This window comes from Streptomyces venezuelae ATCC 10712, assembly GCF_008639165.1.
Classification (GTDB): domain Bacteria; phylum Actinomycetota; class Actinomycetes; order Streptomycetales; family Streptomycetaceae; genus Streptomyces; species Streptomyces venezuelae.
The window spans coordinates 6,518,040-6,534,785 of sequence record NZ_CP029197.1 but is presented as its reverse complement, the minus strand read 5'-3'; the positions used below and the strand labels follow the sequence as shown (position 1 = coordinate 6,534,785).

Here is a 16,746-nt window from a genome sequence, read left to right as displayed (position 1 = left end):
TCCATCGCGGGCATGCAAGGAAGCGATGGGCGTCGCGGGGGTCCTCGGAGCGTGGTTAGCGTGGCCCCACGGCGTCCGACCCTCCTGCCGGGATTCGGCGCGATCCGAACGGTCCGCCGCCCGGCTCCGTCCCACCCGGCCTCGATCCCGCCCGCCCGGCCCCGCCCGGCCCCTGCGACGACTCGTGATGGAGATGCCCGCGCATGACCGTTTCATCCCAGGTGATACCCGCGACCCCCACCGCCACGGCGGCCCCCGCCGCCCCGCTCTCCGCCCCGCAGGCCCCCCTCGGCCGCTTCGACCGGCTCGCGCCCCGGCTGCACCGGCACGGCCTGGTCATGCTCAGGGCGGGCCTCGGCGGGGTGTTCGTGTGGTTCGGGGTGCTCAAGGTCATCGGGCTCAGCCCGGCGGCCGCCCTCGTCGTCGACGTCCTGCCGTTCCCGGTGGGCGGCTGGTTCGTGCCCGCGCTCGGCTGGACGGAGGTGGCCCTCGGCCTCTGGCTGGTCTCGGGGCGCGCCCGCGCGCTGGCCCTGCCGGTGCTCACCGGCCACCTCTGCGGCACCTTCTCGGTGCTCGTCCTCACCCCGTCGGCGGCCTTCGCCCACTCCAACCCGCTGCTGCTCACGCTGGTGGGCGAGTTCGTCGTCAAGAACGTGGTCCTGCTCGCGGGCGTGGTCGTGGTGACGACCCACCCCCGGGACCAGGGGCTGCCGGCGGTGTGACCCCGCCCGGGCCGTTTCGGAGCCGCGGACGCGGGGAGTCGTCCCGTATGAACACTTCGCTGATACGGGACGTGGCACACCACCGGGAGCGGGCCTCATGAGCCGCCGCGGCGACGGCACGGAGGCGCGCCGCCAGGCGGAGGAGACGAGACAACGCCGCAGGCGAGCGTCCCTGAAGGACGAGCACGGCACCACCGCGAAGGACCAGTCCCCGGGCCTGGGCCGCGAGGAACAACGCGGCGAGTACCCACCCCGCGAGAACGACGAGGATCCGACCTGACGGCCCGGCTTCCACGGCACCTCCGCCGGCCCGGACCAGCGGCTGGCCCGGCCGCCGCCCGGGCCGCGAGAGCACCAGGGGCGGGCGGCCCGCCCGGCCGCCCGCCCCGGTGACCGCTCGCCCGAGCGGCCGTCCCTCCCCGGCTGACCGCCGTCCGAGCGGCCACCCGGGGCCGGTGGTCAGTCGGCCGAGCGGCCGCCCGCCCCCGGTGGTCAATCGGCCCGCCCGGCCGCCCGCCCCCGGTGACCGCTCGTTCGCGCGGCCCCGCGCCCCCTCCCCGTCAGTCGGCGAGGGCGCGTACCAGGGCCGTGTGGATCTCGTCCGTCGAGGTCACGCCGCGGAGGGGCTCGCCGGACGGGAGGACGAAGGTCGGGACCGCGGTGACGCCCTTCGCGCGGGCCTCGGCGTCCTCGGCCAGTACCTCCGCGGTGCCCTCCGCCGAGGCGAGGAACGTCCGCACGCGGTCGGCGGGCAGGCCCGCCTTCTCGGCGAGGGTGACGAGCTCCTCGTGGTCGGCGATGTTCACCCCGTCGTGGAAGTGCGCGTCGAAGAGCGCGACGGCCAGCCCGGCCGCAACGGCGGGCGATTCCTGGCGGGCCAGCCAGACGAGCCGGTGGGCGGCCAGGGTGTTGACCTCGAGGACGCGATCGAAGCGGTACGCGACCCCCTCGGCGGCGCCCATCGCCGTCATCTCGGCGAACATCGCGTCGACCTGGGCCCGGCCGCCGAACATCTCGGCCAGCGCCTCGACCGACAGCCGGGGCTCGTCGGGGAAGTCGGGCGCGAGCCGGTAGGCGCGGTGGACCAGTTCGATCCGCCCGGCGGCGTCGCCGAGCCGGGCGACGGCCTGGTGGAAGCGGTGGACGCCGAGCCTGCTCCAGGCGCACGCGTAGTCCGCGTGCACCTCGACCGTCACCGTGGGTCCGTCGGTCCGTGCGCTCATCGGGTGATCTCCAGGTTGGCCATCATGCCCATCGACGAGTGGTCGATCAGGTGGCAGTGGTAGTAGTAGCGGCCCGAGTACGGGAAGTCGAAGTGGACGAGGATGCGGGCCGTCTCCCCCGGCCCGATCCGGACGGTGTCCTTGAGTCCGGCGTCGCCGGGCGTCGGCGGCTTGCCGTCGATGTCGAGGATCCGGAAGTCCACCAGGTGGATGTGGAAGTTGTGCGGGATGAAGGGGTGGGTGTTCTTGATCTCCCAGACCTCGGTGTCCCCCTGGCGCACCGTGGTGTCGACGCGCTGCTCGTCCCAGGTCTTGCCGCTGATCGAGCCCGCGCCGGTCTGCACGTCGAAGTCGAGCGTGTAGTTGCGCGTCTGGGTCGGCGCGGCGGTCGGCGGCAGGGTGGCGAGCCGGGCCGGGACCGAGCTGGGGTCGTAGGCGGAGCGGACGACGTCGAAGCGGAGGATCTCCTTGTTGGAGGGCTCCGGGAAGTAGGCGTTCTCCAGGACGACGCTGCTGCCCACGGGGTAGCGCGAGAAGTCGACGACGATGTCGGCCCGTTCGGCCGGCGAGAGCGGCAGGGTCGTCGTCGTGTACGGGGCGGGGAGCAGGCCGCGGTCGGAGGCGATCTGGGTGAACTCGCCGCCGTCGGAGAGCCGGAACTCGAAGGGCCGCTGGTTGGAGCCGTTGAGGATGCGCAGCCGGTACTTGCGGGCGGCGACCTGGAAGTAGGGCTGCGGCTTGCCGTTGACCAGGATCTGCGGCCGGGTGTCGAAGTTGTGGTCGAAGAAGAGGGTGCCGTCGGGGTTGAGCCCGATGTCGCGAACGACGATCGGCACGTCGTAGGTGCCGCGCGGCAGGGGCAGCGCGTCCTCGTTGTCGTCGGATATCAGGTAGAAGCCCGACATGCCGCGGTAGACGTGCTCGGCCTCCATGTGGTGGGCGTGGTCGTGGTACCAGAGGGTGGCCGCCACCTGCGGGTTGGGGTAGGTGTACGTGCGCTGCCCGCCGGGCGTGATCAGGTCCATGGGGCCGCCGTCGTTGGCGGGGTCGACGACCGCTCCGTGCAGGTGCATGGAGGTGCCGGTGGTGATCCGGTTGGGCTGCTTGACGACCACGCGCCGACCGGAGCGCGCCTTGATGGTGGGGCCGGGGAAGCTGCCGCCGTAGGTGAGGACGGGGGTGCGGACCCCGGGGATGATCTCCGCCGTGGTCTGGGTGACCGGGATGCTGTACGTGTCGGTGGTCGAGGTGACGGAGACCGGGCGGGCCACCGGCGGGATGGGCATGGCGGTGCGGAAGGGCGTGACGATCGGGGCGAGGGCCTGGGCGGCCACCGGCTGGGCGGCGAACGGCGAGGCGCCCGCCGGGCCGCCGGCCCGGGTGTCGCTGAGCGAGGTCCGGCTGATGAGGAGTCCGCTCGCGGTGAGGGCGGCCCCCGCGGCCGTCATCAGCTTGAGCAGCTCCCGTCGGGACGTGGTCATGCGGTGGTTCTCCTGTGGTCTCGGTACGGGGCGTCCCGGCGGTTCCTGGTGCGGGAGGCCCCGTGGGAGGAGGCGAAGGCCTCCCGGCCGCGGTGCGGCGGGGAGGCCTTCCTCCGTGTGACGACGCGGCCGGTCAGACGGCCGCCGCCGCGGCACGGAGCGGCTTGAGGGCCTCGGCCCAGGCGATGATCTCGTCGAACATCTTGAAGAGCGTGGGCTCCTGGTGCGGGCCGGGGGTGACGCGACCGGTCTCGGTCGGGTCCATGGGGTTCTCGAAGGTGAAGTCGGTGAAGACCGGCAGCGAGACGGCGGTCGGCACGTCGGCGACCTTGACCTCGGCGAGGGTGACCCGCAGGTGGTCGATGGCGCGGGTGCCGCCCTGGACGCCGTAGCTGACGAAGCCGGCGGACTTGTTCTGCCACTCGGCGTACAGGTAGTCGATGGCGTTCTTGAGCGCGGCCGGGACGGAGCGGTTGTACTCCGGGGTGACGAAGACGAAGGCGTCGAAGGACGCGATCTTCTCGGACCAGCGCTTGGTGTGCTCGTTGGCGTACTGGCCGAAGGCGGCCGGGACGGACTCGTCGAGCAGCGGCAGGCCGAACTCGGCGATGTCGACGAGCTCGACGGTGGCGCCGCCGGCCTTGATCGCCTCGTGGCGGCCCGCGGCCTCCTCGACCCACTGGGCGACGGCGGTCGAGCGGCGGCCGGGACGGGTGCTGCCGATGATGACGGCGATCCGGGTCATGTGGTGCTCCCTCTGCTTCGGATCCGGGTTTTGCGCGGTGGATGGCGCGGTGGACCTGGCGGCGATTTCGCCGGACAGCCTGTCTTCGCGCTTTCGTCGGACAGCATGTCTTTCACCAGACAGGCTGTCAAGCCAATGCTAGGATCGGCCCATGGCCACCAGGAAGTACGAACAGCGCCTCCGGGCGGAGGCGGCAGCCGAGACCCGCCGGCGCATCCTCGACGCGCTGTACGAGCAGCTCCGATCGGCCCCCTCCGAGGCCGTCGGCCTCGACCGGATCGCCCGCACGGCGGGCGTGTCGCGGTCCACCGTGTACACGACCTTCGGCTCGCGCTCCGGGCTCTTCGACGCCCTCGGCGCGGACCTGCTGCACCGCGGCGGCTTCGAGCGGATGGTGCGCGAGGTGCTCCAGCCCGACGCGCGCGAAGGGCTCCGCGGCGGCATCCGGGGCAACGTCGAGATGTACGCGGCCCACCGCGACGTCATGCGCGCCCTGTACTCCATGGCCGCGCTCGACGCCGAGGCGGTCGGCGGCGCGGTCCAGCGGATGGAGACCGGACGCGCCGCCGGGATGGACGACCTCGCCCGGCGGCTCGGCGCGCAGGGTGAGCTGCGCGAGGACGTCACGGTCGCCGAGGCGGCCCGCCGTCTCTGGCTGTTCTCGGCCTTCGACAGCTTCGACCTGCTCTACACCGGCCGTTCGATGACGGTGGAGCAGGTCACCTCGACCCTCACCACCGCCGCCGAACACGCCCTCTGCCGCTGACCGGCCCTCCCCCGTCACGGGGCCCGTCGCGACGGGCCCCCGCACGGCGGCCGGGGTCAGCCGAAGTGCTCCTCCGCGCCGCTCGCGCTGAAGGCCGTCGTCCGGTCCAGGGCCTCGTCCAGCGGGACCTCGGCCCGCCAGCCGGTGACCTCGTGGAAGGCGCGCGGGTCGACGGTGACGCTGGCGAAGTCCCGGGCCTCGGCGTGCGCGGGCGGCTCCACCGAGCGCACGGCCACCGGCGGCTTGCCGGTCCGCTCCGCCACCATCCGGGCGACCGTGGTGAAGACCGGGCCGAGCTCGGCGCCGTGCCCGCTGCCGAGCACCCAGTGCCGTCCCGCGAGCGCGTCGAGGTGGCCGAGGGCCGCCGCGAAGGCGCGCGCCACGTCCTCCACGTACAGCAGGTCGCGGCGGACCGTGCCGTCGTGCCACATGGTGATCGGCTCGCCCGCCACCGCCCGGCGGACCATCGAGGAGACGATGCCCTTGTCCCGCGCGGTCGAGTCGGGGCCGTAGCCGAAGACCGTGGGGAGCCGGAGCGAGATCCCGCGCAGCACGCCCTCGGCGCTCGCCGCGAGCAGCACCCGCTCGGCCGCCAGCTTCTGCCGGTCGTACTCGCCCTGCGGCTCGTCCGGCTCCGTACCGTCGTAGACGCCCCGCTCCGAGGGTCCGGCGGCGGAGACGGAGCCGGTGAACAGGACGGCGGTGTCGGGGCGGCCGCTCGCCCGCACGGCCTCGACCAGGTCCCGTACGAGTCCCACGTTGACCCGCTCGGCGCCGGTGTCGCCGTCCGTGATGCGCCAGGTCGAGGAGCCCGCGATGTAGGCGATCGAGTGGACGACCACGTCGGCGCCCTCGATCGCCCCGGCCATCGCGCCGGGGACGGTGAGGTCGACGCTGCGGGTCTCCACCTCGGCGCGGGCGCCGGCCGGGACGGTCACCGGGCGCCGGGAGACGGCCCGCACCCGCAGGTCGTGGCGGGCGAGTTCGCGCAGGACGGCGGAGCCGACGAAGCCGGCGGCGCCGAGGACGACCACCAGGGGTCGGGTGTCCCCGGTCTGTCCGGTGGTGGCGGTCACAGCAGTTCCTCCAGCTTGCGGCAGGTGTCGAAGTCGGGCAGGAGGCCGCGGTCGCGGGCCTCGGCGAGGGTGGGGGCGATCTTGTCCCGGTCGGACAGGATCAGCTCGACGTCGTCCGGCAGGTCGAGTCCGAGCGCCGGGTCGAGCGGGTTCAGGGCCAGTTCGTTGGCGGGGACGTACCCCTGCGACATCACGTAGACGCACATGGAGTCGTCCTGGAGCGAGACGAACGCGTGGCCGACGCCGACCGGGACGTAGAGGGCGCGGCTGGTCTCCGCGTCGAGTTCGTTCATCACCCACTGCCCGAAGGTCGGTGAGCCGACCCGGAGGTCGATGAGGAAGTCCCGGAGCCTGCCGTACGGGCAGTAGACGTACTTCGCCATGCCCGGCGGGGTCGCGGTGAAGTGGACGCCGCGGAGGGTGCCCCTGGCGGACAGGTTGTGGCTGACCTGTTCGACCTGGAAGAGCGGGCGGCCGAGCTGCCCGGCGAACACGTCCCCCTGGTAGGGGGAGGCGAACAGGCCGCGGCTGTCCTTGAAGACGGGGGGCGTGAAGGCGAAGGCGCCCTCGATGGCCAGGGGGGTCACCTGCATGGTCGTCGTCACTTCTCCTTGCCGGCCTTCCACCACTGGGGGTTGTCGCGGTACCAGTCGACGGTCCGGCGCAGGCCGTCCTCGAAGGAGGTCCGGGGCGTGTAGCCCAGCTCTTCGCGGATCTTGGCGTCGGAGAGCGAGTACCGCAGGTCGTGTCCCTTGCGGTCCTCGACGTACCGGATCATCGAGCGGTCGGCGCCGCAGAGGTCCAGGATGCGTTCGGTCAGGTCGAGGTTGGTGAGCTCGTTCCCGCTGCCGATGTTGTACGTCTCGCCCGCCCGGCCGGTGGTGAGCACCAGGTGGATCGCCCGGCAGTGGTCGTCGACGTGCAGCCACTCGCGGACGTTCCGCCCGTCGCCGTAGACCGGCACCGGGTGGCCCTCCAGGAGGTTGGTGACGAAGCGCGGGATGAGCTTCTCGGGGTGCTGGTACGGCCCGTAGTTGTTGGAGCAGCGGGTGATCGACAGGTCGAGCCCGTGGGTGCGCCAGTAGGAGCGGGCCACCAGGTCCGAGCTCGCCTTGGAGGCGGCGTACGGGGAGTTGGGCAGGAGCGGGAAGTCCTCGGTCCACGAGCCCTCGTCGATCGTGCCGTACACCTCGTCGGTGGAGACGTGCACGAGCCGCTGGACGCCGGTGCGCAGCGCGGCCTCCAGGACGGTCTGGGTGCCGAGGACGTTGGTGCGGACGAACTCGGCGGCCGACTCCAGGGACCGGTCGACGTGCGACTCGGCGGCGAAGTGGACGACCGCGTCGTGCCCGGGGAGGAGGTCGAGCAGCAGCGGCAGGTCGCAGATGTCGCCGCGGACGAAGGTGAGCCGCTCGTGGGAGGCGGGCAGGTTGTCCCGGTTGCCCGCGTAGGTCAGCTTGTCGAGGACGGTGACGGTGTCGGTGCCGTCGCCGCCGTACGCCCCGTCGAGGAGGGAGCGGACGTAGTGGGAGCCGATGAAGCCGGCACCGCCGGTGACGAGGATCCTCATGCCGTCCCTCCGAGGAGCGCGTTGAGCTGGACCAGGGTGGCGGCGGGCGCCGGCATCTCCCGCATCTCGGCGGCGACTTCGGCGGCCGCCGTGCGGTGCGCGGGGTTGCTGAGCAGCTCGTGCAGCGAGGACTTCACGGTCGCGGCGGTGAGCGGGACGGACAGCGGCGGGTCGAGGACGATGCCGGTGCCGCGGTCGGCGGCGACCCGGCCGTTGGAGACGCTCTCCGGGCCGGTGAGCGGGATCGCCAGCTGCGGGACCCCGGCGTCGAAGGCGGTGAAGGTGCTGCCCATGCCGCCGTGGTGGACGATCGCGTCGCAGCTCGCGAGCAGGGTGCGCAGCGGGACCCAGTCCACGCAGGTGACGTGCGGGGGCAACGAGCCGGTGAGGGCGGGCAGTTCGGCGCCGCCGGTGGTGATGACCAGTTCGATGCCGAGGTCCGCCGAGCCGTCGACGATCTCGCGGAGCATGGTGCCCTCGCCGTACAGCGCGGCGAGGGAGCCGAGCGTCACGGCGACCCGGGGCCGCTCGCCGCGGCCGAGCAGGCCGGGCGGGATCTCCGCGCCGCCGTTGTACGAGGTGTAGCGCATCGGGAGCCGGTGCGCGGCGGCCGGTCCGCCGCCGCCGGGGCCGCCGAGGGACGGCGCGGTGAGGGAGGCCGGGTTGAGGTCGATCTCCACGTCGGCGACCGGGGCCGGGAGGTCGACGCCGAGGCGGGCGGCGACCGGCTCCAGGTACGCGAGGGCCGGGGCGAAGACCGGGCGGGGGGTGCCGATGCCGTGCAGCACGGCGGGCAGGCCGGTCATCCGGGCGGCGAGCAGTCCTGCGACGTGGTTGGGCGGGAAGACCACGGCGTCGGCCCGCCAGGTGCGGGCCGCCTCTGCGACGCCCTCCACCAGACGCGCGCCGACCTCGCCGAAGATCCCGGAGACGTACGGGAGGATCTTCGGGCCGGGGAACTCCTGCGCCAGGTCGCTCGTGGTGACCTTGGCGATCAGCTCCTCGTACGGCTCCGCGGCCTCGTCGCCCGCGGCCGCGATGGTCTGGAGACCGGCGGCGTTGGCCGCGCGCAGGGCGGGGCCCGAGGCGGCGAAGGCGACCTCGTGCCCGGCGGCGAGCGCCGCGTGGGCGAGCGGGACCAGGGGCAGCGTGTGGGACGTGCCCGGGATGGTGGTGAACAGATATCGCATGGTTCTCTCTCCGCGGGGCGGGGGCGTGGCGGGGCGGTGGGGGCGGCCGGGTCAGCCGGCCCGGGCTATCTCCATGACGTACTGGCCGTACGGGGACTTCGAGAGCTCCTCGCCGAGCCGCAGGCAGGCCTCCCGGTCGATGAACCCCATGCGCCAGGCGATCTCCTCGAGGCAGGCGAGCCGGACGCCCTGGCGGTGCTCCAGGATCTGCACGTACTGGCCGGCCTCGGTCAGCGCGTCGTGCGTTCCGGCGTCGAGCCAGACGAACCCGCGTCCCAGGGACACCAGTTCGGCCTTGCCGCGCTCCAGGTAGATCCGGTTGACGTCGGTGATCTCCAGTTCGCCGCGCGCCGAGGGCGTGAGGTTCTTGGCGATGTCGATGACGTCGTTGTCGTAGAAGTAGAGGCCGGTGATGGCGAGGTCGGAGCGCGGGTGCTCCGGCTTCTCCTCCAGGGAGACCAGCCGGCCGTCCGCGTCGACCTCGCCGACGCCGTAGCGCTCGGGGTCGCGGACCGGGTAGCCGAAGAGCACGCAGCCGTCCACGTCCACGGCCTTGTCCTGGAGGATTCCGGCGAAGCCGGGGCCGTGGAAGATGTTGTCGCCGAGGACGAGGGCGACGGAGTCGTCCCCGATGTGGTCGGCGGAGATGAGGAAGGCCTCGGCGAGGCCGCGGGGCTGCTCCTGGACGGCGTAGCTGAGCGAGATGCCGAGCGGGGAGCCGTCGCCGAGCAGCCGGCGGAAGTTCTCGATGTCGTCGGGGGACGAGATGATCTGGATGTCCCGGATCCCGGCGAGCATCAGCACCGAGAGCGGGTAGTAGATCATCGGCTTGTCGTAGACCGGCAGCATCTGCTTGGACGTGCCGAGGGTGATCGGGTGCAGCCGGGTGCCGTGGCCTCCGGCCAGGACGATGCCTTTCACAGTTCTCTCCTCCTGGGGTTCCCAGCCTCACCGGGTGCGGCGCGGCGTTCAAGGAGCCTCGGTTCAGGGCCTGGTCAGGTTCTGCACGCGCTGTTCAGCTGCGTCGGCAACGGGCCAGGTGAATGTCAGGCGCGGGTCAGACGAGGGCGGCCCGGCGCCGCACGGCGTCGAGCAGCCGCGCCTGGCGCAGCGGGGCCTCCGGGTCGGGCGCGCCGCCGTCCCCGGGGTGGCCGGCTCCGGTGCGCGCCACGAGGGCGGCGAAGGCGGCCACCGTGTTGCGGACCTGGTCGTCGGCGTCGAGGACGAGCTCCTCGACGCCGGTGCGGGTCTCCAGGCGCACCACCGGGCGGTGGTCGGCGGGCGGGGTGTAGGCCCGCTCGACGACGAGCCGGCCCTGGCTGCCCCACAGCTCGTACGCCGAGCGGTAGCCGTGGTCCATGCCGAAGGCGATGTGCGCGGTGACGCCCGCCGGGGTGGCGAGCAGCGCCCCGCCGGCGGTCTCGACCCGGCTGCCGGGCCCCCGGACGAGGTGCGCGCCGAGGACGTCGAGTTCGTCGCCGAGCAGGTGCTGGGCGGCTCGCAGCGGGTAGACGCCGACGTCGCCGAGGGCGCCGCCGCCGAGCCCGGGGTCGTGCCGGATGTCGGTGTCGGGCAGCCGGGGGATGCCGAACGAGGCGTGCAGGGCGCGGAGTTCGCCGATGGCTCCGTCCGCGACGAGCTTGCGGACGTCGGTGTGGAGGCGGTGGTGGACGAACATGACGTTCTCCATCAGCGCGAGCCCGGACGCGGCGGCCAGGCCGAGCAGCGCGGCGGTGCTCTCCGGGTCCGTGGTGAGCGGCTTCTCGGCCAGGACGTGCTTGCCGGCCCGCAGGGCGGCCTCGGTCCACTCGGCGTGCAGGGCGGCGGGCAGCGGTACGTAGACGGCGTCGACGTCCGGGCGGCGCAGCAGCTCCTGGTAGCCCTCGACGGCCGCCGCGCCGTACGGGGCGGCGGCCACGGCGGCCTTCGCCGCGTCGCGGCTGGCGACGGCGGTGACCTCGGTCCCGGGGAGCGCGGCCATCGCGGGCATCATGCGCCGGACGGCGATGTCGGCGCAGCCGAGCACACCGATCCGCAGGGGCGCCGGGGTGCTCGTCAAGGCCGCACCGCCCCGGCGTGGACGCAGGCCAGCAGGGTGCGGGCCTGGACGTTGAGGTAGTGGCCGTGCCGGGTGAGGGAGGTGAGCTGTGCGGCGGTCGCCCAGGCGTAGCCGGGCGGCGGGTCGGCCGGGGCCTGCGTCTCGTCGGCCTCCACCAGGAGGTAGCGGCTCTCGGCGTTGAGGAAGCGGCCGCCTTCCTCGGAGTGCACGGCCTCGTAGCGGACGCGGGCGGGGTCGGTGTCGAGGACGAGGTCGAGGAAGGGCGGGCGCTCGTCGGTCGGCAGGTGGGCGTAGTTGCCCGGGGTGTACTGGACGGTGGGGGCCAGTTCCACGGTGTCGAGGAAGCCGCCCTCGACGCGGGCGTGCACCAGGTAGTGCGGGACGCCGTCGAAGTCGCGGGTCAGGAAGGCGGCGACGCCGAGTCCGACCGGTTCGATCAGCGGCTGGGTCCAGCTGGTCACTTCGCGGTTCCCGGCCTGCACGGAGACGGCGACGACCTTGAAGTGCCGGCCCTCCTCGTGCTCGATGGTCTCCTCGCCCTGCTTCCAGCCGGGCAGCTCGCGCAGCGGGACGCGCCGGGCCCGTACGTCGTGGCGGGAGCGCTCGCCGGTGAACCAGGAGAGCAGCTGGACGTCGGAGAGCAGCGCCCGCCCGGCGTCGGCGTCCTCGTACGGCACGCAGGACAGGACGGTCCTGGCGTCCATGTTGATGACGTTGTCCTGGTGGAGGAGCTCGCCGAGCTGGCCGAGGGTGAGCCAGCAGAAGTCGTCGAGGAGCGGGACCTCGCCGGTGGCCTCGACGATCATGTTGCGGTTGGACTTGTGGAAGAACCAGGCGCCGTGCTCGGACTGGAGGGAGTCGGCGATGACGGTGCCGTGTTCGGCGCCGGTGAAGTACTCGATGTACTTCACGTCGCCGCCGCGGTGCGCCTTGGTGTAGTTGCTGCGGGTGGCCTGGACGGTCGGCGACAGCTGGAGCAGGTTCGGGTTGCCGGGCTCCATCTTGGCCTGCATGAGGAAGTGCAGGACGCCGTCGAACTCCTTGGCGAGGATGCCGAGGATGCCGACCTCGGGCTGCTTGATGACGGGCTGGTACCAGGAGCGGTACGGGCCGTCGCCGTAGGGTCCGTCCTCCTCGACGACGTGCAGGCCCTCGACGGTGAAGAAGCGGCCGCTGCGGTGGACGAGGTTGCCGTCCTCCTCGTCGAAGGACCAGCCGTCGAGCGCGTCGAAGGGGATCTTGTCGACGCGGAAGGTGTTGGCGCGGCGGCGGCCGTCGAGCCAGTCGTGGAAGTCCTCGGTGGCCAGGTGGGCGCCGCGGCCGGTGGCGGCCGAGCGGGCGATCCGCTCGGCGAGCCCGGCGGGCCGGCGGGCGGTGAGGGCGGGGGCGGGCGTGGTGGTGGCGGTGCTCATCAGGAGTGGCCCTTCGCGCCGGGGGCCTCGCCGGCGTTCCACACCAGGTCGAAGGTGAAGGAGCGGATGCGCCAGCCCTCGGGGGTGCGGACGACGTGGGCGTCGTAGTGCCCGCCGATGGCGAAGTGGGCGGAGGGCGCGGCGGCGTCGCGGACGTGGAAGGCGGTGAGGTGGGCCCGTACGGTCGCCTCGTCGCCGCGCAGGTCGATCGCGTAGGCGCCGCTGATGTGGTGGGTGCGGGCGAAGGTCGTGCGGGCCATCTGCTGGAAGGCGGCGAGGCCGTCCATGCCCTTGTACTCGCCCATCGGGAAGACGAGGTGGACGTCGTCGGTGAACACCGCGCCGAACCAGTCGTCGCTGCCCCGGTCCTTGTCGAGGTGCATGGCGTAGCGGTCGCAGACCGCGGATATCGCGGCGCGGTCGGACAACTCGCGGACGGTGGCGCGGAGTTCGGCGAGCTCGGCGGCGAGGGCCGGTCCGTCGGTGGTGGTCGCGGCGGTGAGGTCGGTGGTGGTCATGAGGGGAGGCCTTTCTCGGGGGTCAGTGGGGGCCGTGGCCCGTGGAGTGCCAGGTGCGGGGCCCGTCGAAGCCGCGGGCCCGCTCCAGGCGGCGCCAGCCGGCGACGGGACGGGCGGTGGGGGCCGGGGCCTGCGTCTCCTGGGTACGGGCGAGGAGGACGGCGGTGACGGCGGCGAGCTCCTCGGCGCTGGGCGCGCCCTTCTCGACGCGGAACAGACGGTCGGTGCCGGACGGCCGGGCTTCGGTGGTCACGGGGCGGGCTCCTGTCACTGGGGCGGGTTGCCGTGCTTGCGGCGCGGCAGGTCGGCGTGCTTGGCGGCGAGCATGGCGACGGACCGGCACAGCACCTGGCGGGTCTCGCGCGGGTCGATGACGTCGTCGACGAGGCCGCGCTCGGCGGCGTAGTACGGGTGCACGAGCTCCTCGCGGTACTCCTGGATCTTCTGGGCCCGCATCGCCTCGGGGTCGTCGGCGGCGGCGATCTCCCGCCGGAAGACCACGTTGGCGGCGCCTTCGGCGCCCATGACCGCGATCTCGTTGGTGGGCCAGGCGAGGGAGATGTCGGCGCCGATCGAGCGGGAGTCCATGACGATGTAGGCGCCGCCGTAGGCCTTGCGCAGGACGACGGAGATCCGGGGCACGGTCGCGTTGCAGTAGGCGTAGAGCAGCTTGGCGCCGCGCCGGATGATGCCGTCGTGCTCCTGGTCGACGCCGGGCAGGAAGCCGGGCACGTCGACGAGGGTGATGATCGGGATGTTGAAGGCGTCGCAGAACTGCACGAAGCGCGCCCCCTTCTCGGAGGCCTTGATGTCGAGCACCCCGGCCATGGCGGCCGGCTGGTTGGCGACGATGCCGACGACGTGCCCGTCGAGCCGGGCGAAGGCGCACACCAGATTGGGCGCCCAGGCCGCGTGGACCTCCATGTAGTCGCTGTCGTCGACGAGTTCCTCGATGACCTCGCGGACGTCGTAGGAGCGGTTGCCGTCGGCGGGGACGAGGTCGAGCAGCCGGTCGCCGGGCCGGTCGGCGGGGTCGGAGCTGGGCATGACGGGCGGCAGGTCGCGGTTGTTCTGCGGGAGCATCGAGAGCAGGTAGCGGACCTCGGCCAGGCAGGTCTCCTCGTCGTCGTAGACGAAGTGGGAGACGCCGGAGACGCCGGCGTGGACGTCGGCGCCGCCGAGGCCGTTCTGGGTGATCTCCTCGCCGGTGACCGCCTTGACGACGTCCGGACCGGTGATGAACATCTGCGAGGTCTCACGGACCATGAACACGAAGTCCGTCAGCGCCGGACTGTAGGCCGCGCCGCCCGCGCACGGGCCGAGCATCACCGAGATCTGCGGGATCACACCCGACGCCCGGGTGTTGCGCTGGAAGATGCCGCCGTACCCGGCCAGCGCCGAGACGCCCTCCTGGATACGCGCACCCGCACCGTCGTTCAGCGAGACCAGCGGAGCACCCGCCGCGATCGCCATGTCCATGATTTTGTGGATCTTCGTCGCGTGCGCCTCGCCCAGCGCCCCGCCGAAGATCCGGAAATCATGCGCGTACACGAAGACCGTCCGGCCCTCCACCGTCCCCCAACCGGTGATCACACCATCGGTGTACGGCTTCTTCGCCTCCAGACCGAAACCCTGCGCACGATGCCGCCGCAGCTGCTCGATCTCCGTGAAGCTCCCCTTGTCCAGGAGCAGTTCGATGCGCTCGCGGGCGGTCAGCTTGCCCTTCGCGTGCTGGCGTTCGGTGGCCTTGGGGTCGGGGCCCTCCTGGGCGAGCTCCCGGAGCCGGCCCAGTTCGGTGAGACGGTCCGCGAGGGCTCCTCCGGCCGTGGACGTCGTGGTCATGCGCTTCCCACTCCCCTTTCGGTCTGCGTGTCGTACGGGTCGTACGTGTCGTGCGGTGTCTGCGTGTCGTGCGATGCGTGTGTGGTGCTGGTCAGGTCCTCGGGGCGCAGGGCCCTCGTCGTGACCCGTGGCGCGGTGTCGCCGTGCAGGGCGGCGGCCGCCGCGTGGTCGGGTCCGCCCGGCAGGTCGAGGACCGTCCAGCCGGCGGGCCGCCGGACGCCGCCGTGGCCCGGCGTGCCGAGGAAGTCGGTGGCGAGGCCCCGCGCGAGTCCCGTGCCGAGTCCCTTGAGGTAGGCCTCCTTCCGGGTCCACAGCCGGGCGAAGGCCGCCGCGAGACGGTCCTCCGGCAGGGCCGCGAGCTCCTCCCGCTCGGCCGGGTGGAGCGCGCCGCGGCACACCTCCGCGGTGGCGTACGGCGGGACGCGCTGGACGTCGACGCCCACCGGCCGCCGGGCCACCCCGAGCAGCACCAGCCCGTGGCTGTGCGACAGCGAGAAGGACGGCGGTCCCGCCACCCCGAGCAGCACGGGCCGCCCGGCGGCCTCACGGCCGAAGCGCAGCCGCCCGGCCGGGACTCCGGTGTAGCGGGCGAGGACCCGGCGCAGCGCGAGGTGCGCCGCGAGGTACTGCACCCGGTCCCGGGGGCGTACGTACGCCTCCGCCCGGCGCCGCTCGGCACCGTCGAGTTCCCCGGTCGCGAGGGCGTCGGCGGCCGCGGACCCCGGCGGGGGCGGGCGGAGGGTCCAGAGGTGCAGCTCATCGTCCGCGACCCTCAGGAGCGGCATCGCGGACCAGCCTTTCGCGGGAGTCGGGGTCGGAGTCGGGGTCTGGGGAGTCGGAGTCGGGGCCCCGGGATGGGTCGGGAGCGGCGGCCGTACGGGCCGGCCGCGTCCCGCGGTACTCGAGTCCGAGGGCGACCAGCGCCGCCGCCAGGGACACCAGCCCACCGAGCCAGAGGCCCGCCCGGGCGCCGAGCCGTTCGGTGAGCAGGCCGACGAGCAGGGCCCCGAGGGGGGTGGAGCCCTGCAGGATCAGGGTGTAGAGGGCGAGGATCCGGCCCCGGTAGGCCGGGTCGCTGCCCAGCTGGATGCGGTGGTTCGCGGCCTGCGCGAAGTAGATCGAGGCGAAGCCGGTGAGGGTGAGCAGCACGACCGCGAAGAGGAAGCCGGGCGCCCATCCCGCGGCGGCCTCCAGGGCCCCGAAGGCGAGGGCGGAGCCGATGACGGTACGGGCGGCGGGCCGGCCGCTGCGCCGGGTGCCGGCGATGGCGCCGAGCAGCGAGCCCGCCGCGAAGGCGGTGGTGAGCAGGCCGAAGGAGGTGGCGTCGGCGTGGAAGACGGTCTTGGCCAGCAGCGGCAGGGTGAGCTGGAAGTTCATGCCGCAGAGGCCGATCACCGCGACCAGCGCCATGGGGAGGGTCAGATCGGCCCGGGAGGCCGTGTAGCGCAGCCCGTCGACGACCCGCGCGTCCTTCCGTTCCTCCTTCCGTGCGCCCTGCCCCGCCTCCGGCCGCCCGCCCCGCGCTCCCCCGGGGTTCTCCTCGGGCCTCATCATGCGCAGCCCCGCCACGGTGGCCAGGTAGCTCACCGCGTTGAGGGCGATGGCCCAGCCGGTGCCGAAGCCGGTGATGAGCAGCCCGGCGAGGGCGGGCCCCGCGACCCGGGCGACGCTGAAGTACGCGGCGCTCAGGGCGGAGGCGTTGGGCAGGAGTTCGTTGCCGACCAGTTCACCGACGAACGACATCCGGGTCGGGACCTCGACGGCGTTGACGACCCCGATGCCCAGCGCGAGCAGCCAGATGTGCCAGAGCCGTACCCCGCCGGTCAGCACCAGCACCGCCAGGACCGCGGCGAGCGCCCCGGCCGTCAGGTTGGCCGCGGTGAGCAGCATCCGCTTGTCGTACCGGTCGGCGAGCCGCCCTCCGTACAGGGTGAGCAGCAGCATCGGCGCGAACTGCAGGGCGGTCACGGCGCCGAGGGCGGTGCCCGAGTCGCCGGTCATGCCGAGCACGAGCCAGTCCTGGGCGACGACCATCGTCCAGGTCCCGGCCACCGACACGACCTGTCCGGCCGCGAACAGCCGGAAGTTGCGGACGGACAGGGAGCGGAAGGTGTTCGATCGGGCCTTCACCATGAGCGGGGG

Annotated in this window: 18 protein-coding genes; 3 read left to right on the top strand and 15 right to left on the bottom strand. The window is 73.1% G+C overall.

The window, feature by feature from the left end; genetic code table 11:
- Window positions 1-203: 203 nt before the first annotated feature.
- Both DEJ43_RS30115 and DEJ43_RS30110 read left to right on the top strand, forming a co-directional pair.
- Window positions 204-722 (top strand): hypothetical protein, encoded by a 519-nt coding sequence (locus DEJ43_RS30115; protein ID WP_015037187.1) that lies wholly within the window; start codon window positions 204-206, stop codon window positions 720-722.
- Window positions 723-819: 97 nt separating this feature from the next.
- On the top strand, window positions 820-1,002 hold the full coding sequence (locus DEJ43_RS30110) for a hypothetical protein (RefSeq protein ID WP_015037186.1): 183 nt from the start codon (window positions 820-822) through the stop codon (window positions 1,000-1,002).
- Window positions 1,003-1,282: 280 nt separating this feature from the next.
- On the opposite strand, the gene DEJ43_RS30105 is transcribed toward DEJ43_RS30110, so the two are convergent.
- From DEJ43_RS30105 to DEJ43_RS30095, 3 genes are all read right to left on the bottom strand, one after another.
- Window positions 1,283-1,945, bottom strand: coding sequence for a DsbA family oxidoreductase (locus DEJ43_RS30105; RefSeq protein WP_015037185.1), 663 nt, complete (start codon window positions 1,943-1,945; stop codon window positions 1,283-1,285).
- Complete coding sequence (locus DEJ43_RS30100) at window positions 1,942-3,426, bottom strand: multicopper oxidase family protein (RefSeq protein WP_015037184.1); 1,485 nt, start codon at window positions 3,424-3,426, stop codon at window positions 1,942-1,944. Before DEJ43_RS30100 ends, DEJ43_RS30105 begins: the two co-directional genes overlap by 4 nt.
- A gap of 133 nt (window positions 3,427-3,559) precedes the next feature.
- A complete protein-coding gene (locus tag DEJ43_RS30095) occupies window positions 3,560-4,171 on the bottom strand; it encodes an NADPH-dependent FMN reductase (RefSeq protein WP_015037183.1) in 612 nt (203 codons plus the stop codon).
- Between the two features lie 151 nt (window positions 4,172-4,322).
- On the opposite strand from DEJ43_RS30095, the gene DEJ43_RS30090 reads away from it, so the two are divergent.
- A complete protein-coding gene (locus DEJ43_RS30090) occupies window positions 4,323-4,937 on the top strand; it encodes a TetR/AcrR family transcriptional regulator (protein WP_015037182.1) in 615 nt (204 codons plus the stop codon).
- A gap of 56 nt (window positions 4,938-4,993) precedes the next feature.
- On the opposite strand, the gene DEJ43_RS30085 is transcribed toward DEJ43_RS30090, so the two are convergent.
- The 12 genes from DEJ43_RS30085 to DEJ43_RS30030 all read right to left on the bottom strand — a co-directional run bounded on the left by DEJ43_RS30085 (window position 4,994) and on the right by DEJ43_RS30030 (window position 16,737).
- Window positions 4,994-6,013, bottom strand: a complete 1,020-nt coding sequence (locus tag DEJ43_RS30085) for an NAD-dependent epimerase/dehydratase family protein (protein ID WP_015037181.1) — start codon at window positions 6,011-6,013, stop codon at window positions 4,994-4,996.
- Complete coding sequence (locus tag DEJ43_RS30080; protein WP_015037180.1) at window positions 6,010-6,618, bottom strand: dTDP-4-dehydrorhamnose 3,5-epimerase family protein; 609 nt, start codon at window positions 6,616-6,618, stop codon at window positions 6,010-6,012. Before DEJ43_RS30080 ends, DEJ43_RS30085 begins: the two co-directional genes overlap by 4 nt.
- Window positions 6,615-7,583 carry a dTDP-glucose 4,6-dehydratase gene (rfbB, locus tag DEJ43_RS30075; protein ID WP_015037179.1) on the bottom strand — a complete coding sequence of 323 codons (969 nt, stop codon included), beginning with the start codon at window positions 7,581-7,583 and terminating at the stop codon, window positions 6,615-6,617. The genes DEJ43_RS30080 and rfbB overlap by 4 nt, the downstream gene beginning before the upstream one ends.
- Window positions 7,580-8,773, bottom strand: a complete 1,194-nt coding sequence (gene jadS / locus DEJ43_RS30070; RefSeq protein ID WP_015037178.1) for a 2,6-dideoxy-alpha-L-ribohexopyranosyl-O-glycosyltransferase JadS — start codon at window positions 8,771-8,773, stop codon at window positions 7,580-7,582. Before jadS ends, rfbB begins: the two co-directional genes overlap by 4 nt.
- A gap of 51 nt (window positions 8,774-8,824) precedes the next feature.
- On the bottom strand, window positions 8,825-9,694 hold the full coding sequence (gene rfbA / locus DEJ43_RS30065) for a glucose-1-phosphate thymidylyltransferase RfbA (RefSeq protein ID WP_015037177.1): 870 nt from the start codon (window positions 9,692-9,694) through the stop codon (window positions 8,825-8,827).
- 136 nt (window positions 9,695-9,830) lie between these two features.
- Window positions 9,831-10,832 carry a Gfo/Idh/MocA family protein gene (locus DEJ43_RS30060; RefSeq protein ID WP_015037176.1) on the bottom strand — a complete coding sequence of 334 codons (1,002 nt, stop codon included), beginning with the start codon at window positions 10,830-10,832 and terminating at the stop codon, window positions 9,831-9,833.
- Window positions 10,829-12,244, bottom strand: a complete 1,416-nt coding sequence (locus tag DEJ43_RS30055) for an NDP-hexose 2,3-dehydratase family protein (protein ID WP_015037175.1) — start codon at window positions 12,242-12,244, stop codon at window positions 10,829-10,831. Before DEJ43_RS30055 ends, DEJ43_RS30060 begins: the two co-directional genes overlap by 4 nt.
- Window positions 12,244-12,762, bottom strand: a complete 519-nt coding sequence (locus DEJ43_RS30050) for a nuclear transport factor 2 family protein (protein ID WP_015037174.1) — start codon at window positions 12,760-12,762, stop codon at window positions 12,244-12,246. Before DEJ43_RS30050 ends, DEJ43_RS30055 begins: the two co-directional genes overlap by 1 nt.
- Before the next feature lie 22 nt (window positions 12,763-12,784).
- Window positions 12,785-13,015 (bottom strand): acyl-CoA carboxylase subunit epsilon, encoded by a 231-nt coding sequence (locus DEJ43_RS30045; protein WP_015037173.1) that lies wholly within the window; start codon window positions 13,013-13,015, stop codon window positions 12,785-12,787.
- 14 nt (window positions 13,016-13,029) lie between these two features.
- A complete protein-coding gene (locus tag DEJ43_RS30040) occupies window positions 13,030-14,604 on the bottom strand; it encodes an acyl-CoA carboxylase subunit beta (RefSeq protein WP_015037172.1) in 1,575 nt (524 codons plus the stop codon).
- Window positions 14,601-15,389, bottom strand: a complete 789-nt coding sequence (locus DEJ43_RS30035; protein ID WP_015037171.1) for a 4'-phosphopantetheinyl transferase family protein — start codon at window positions 15,387-15,389, stop codon at window positions 14,601-14,603. The genes DEJ43_RS30040 and DEJ43_RS30035 overlap by 4 nt, the downstream gene beginning before the upstream one ends.
- Window positions 15,361-16,737, bottom strand: a complete 1,377-nt coding sequence (locus DEJ43_RS30030) for an MFS transporter (protein ID WP_015037170.1) — start codon at window positions 16,735-16,737, stop codon at window positions 15,361-15,363. The genes DEJ43_RS30035 and DEJ43_RS30030 overlap by 29 nt, the downstream gene beginning before the upstream one ends.
- Window positions 16,738-16,746: the final 9 nt, after the last annotated feature.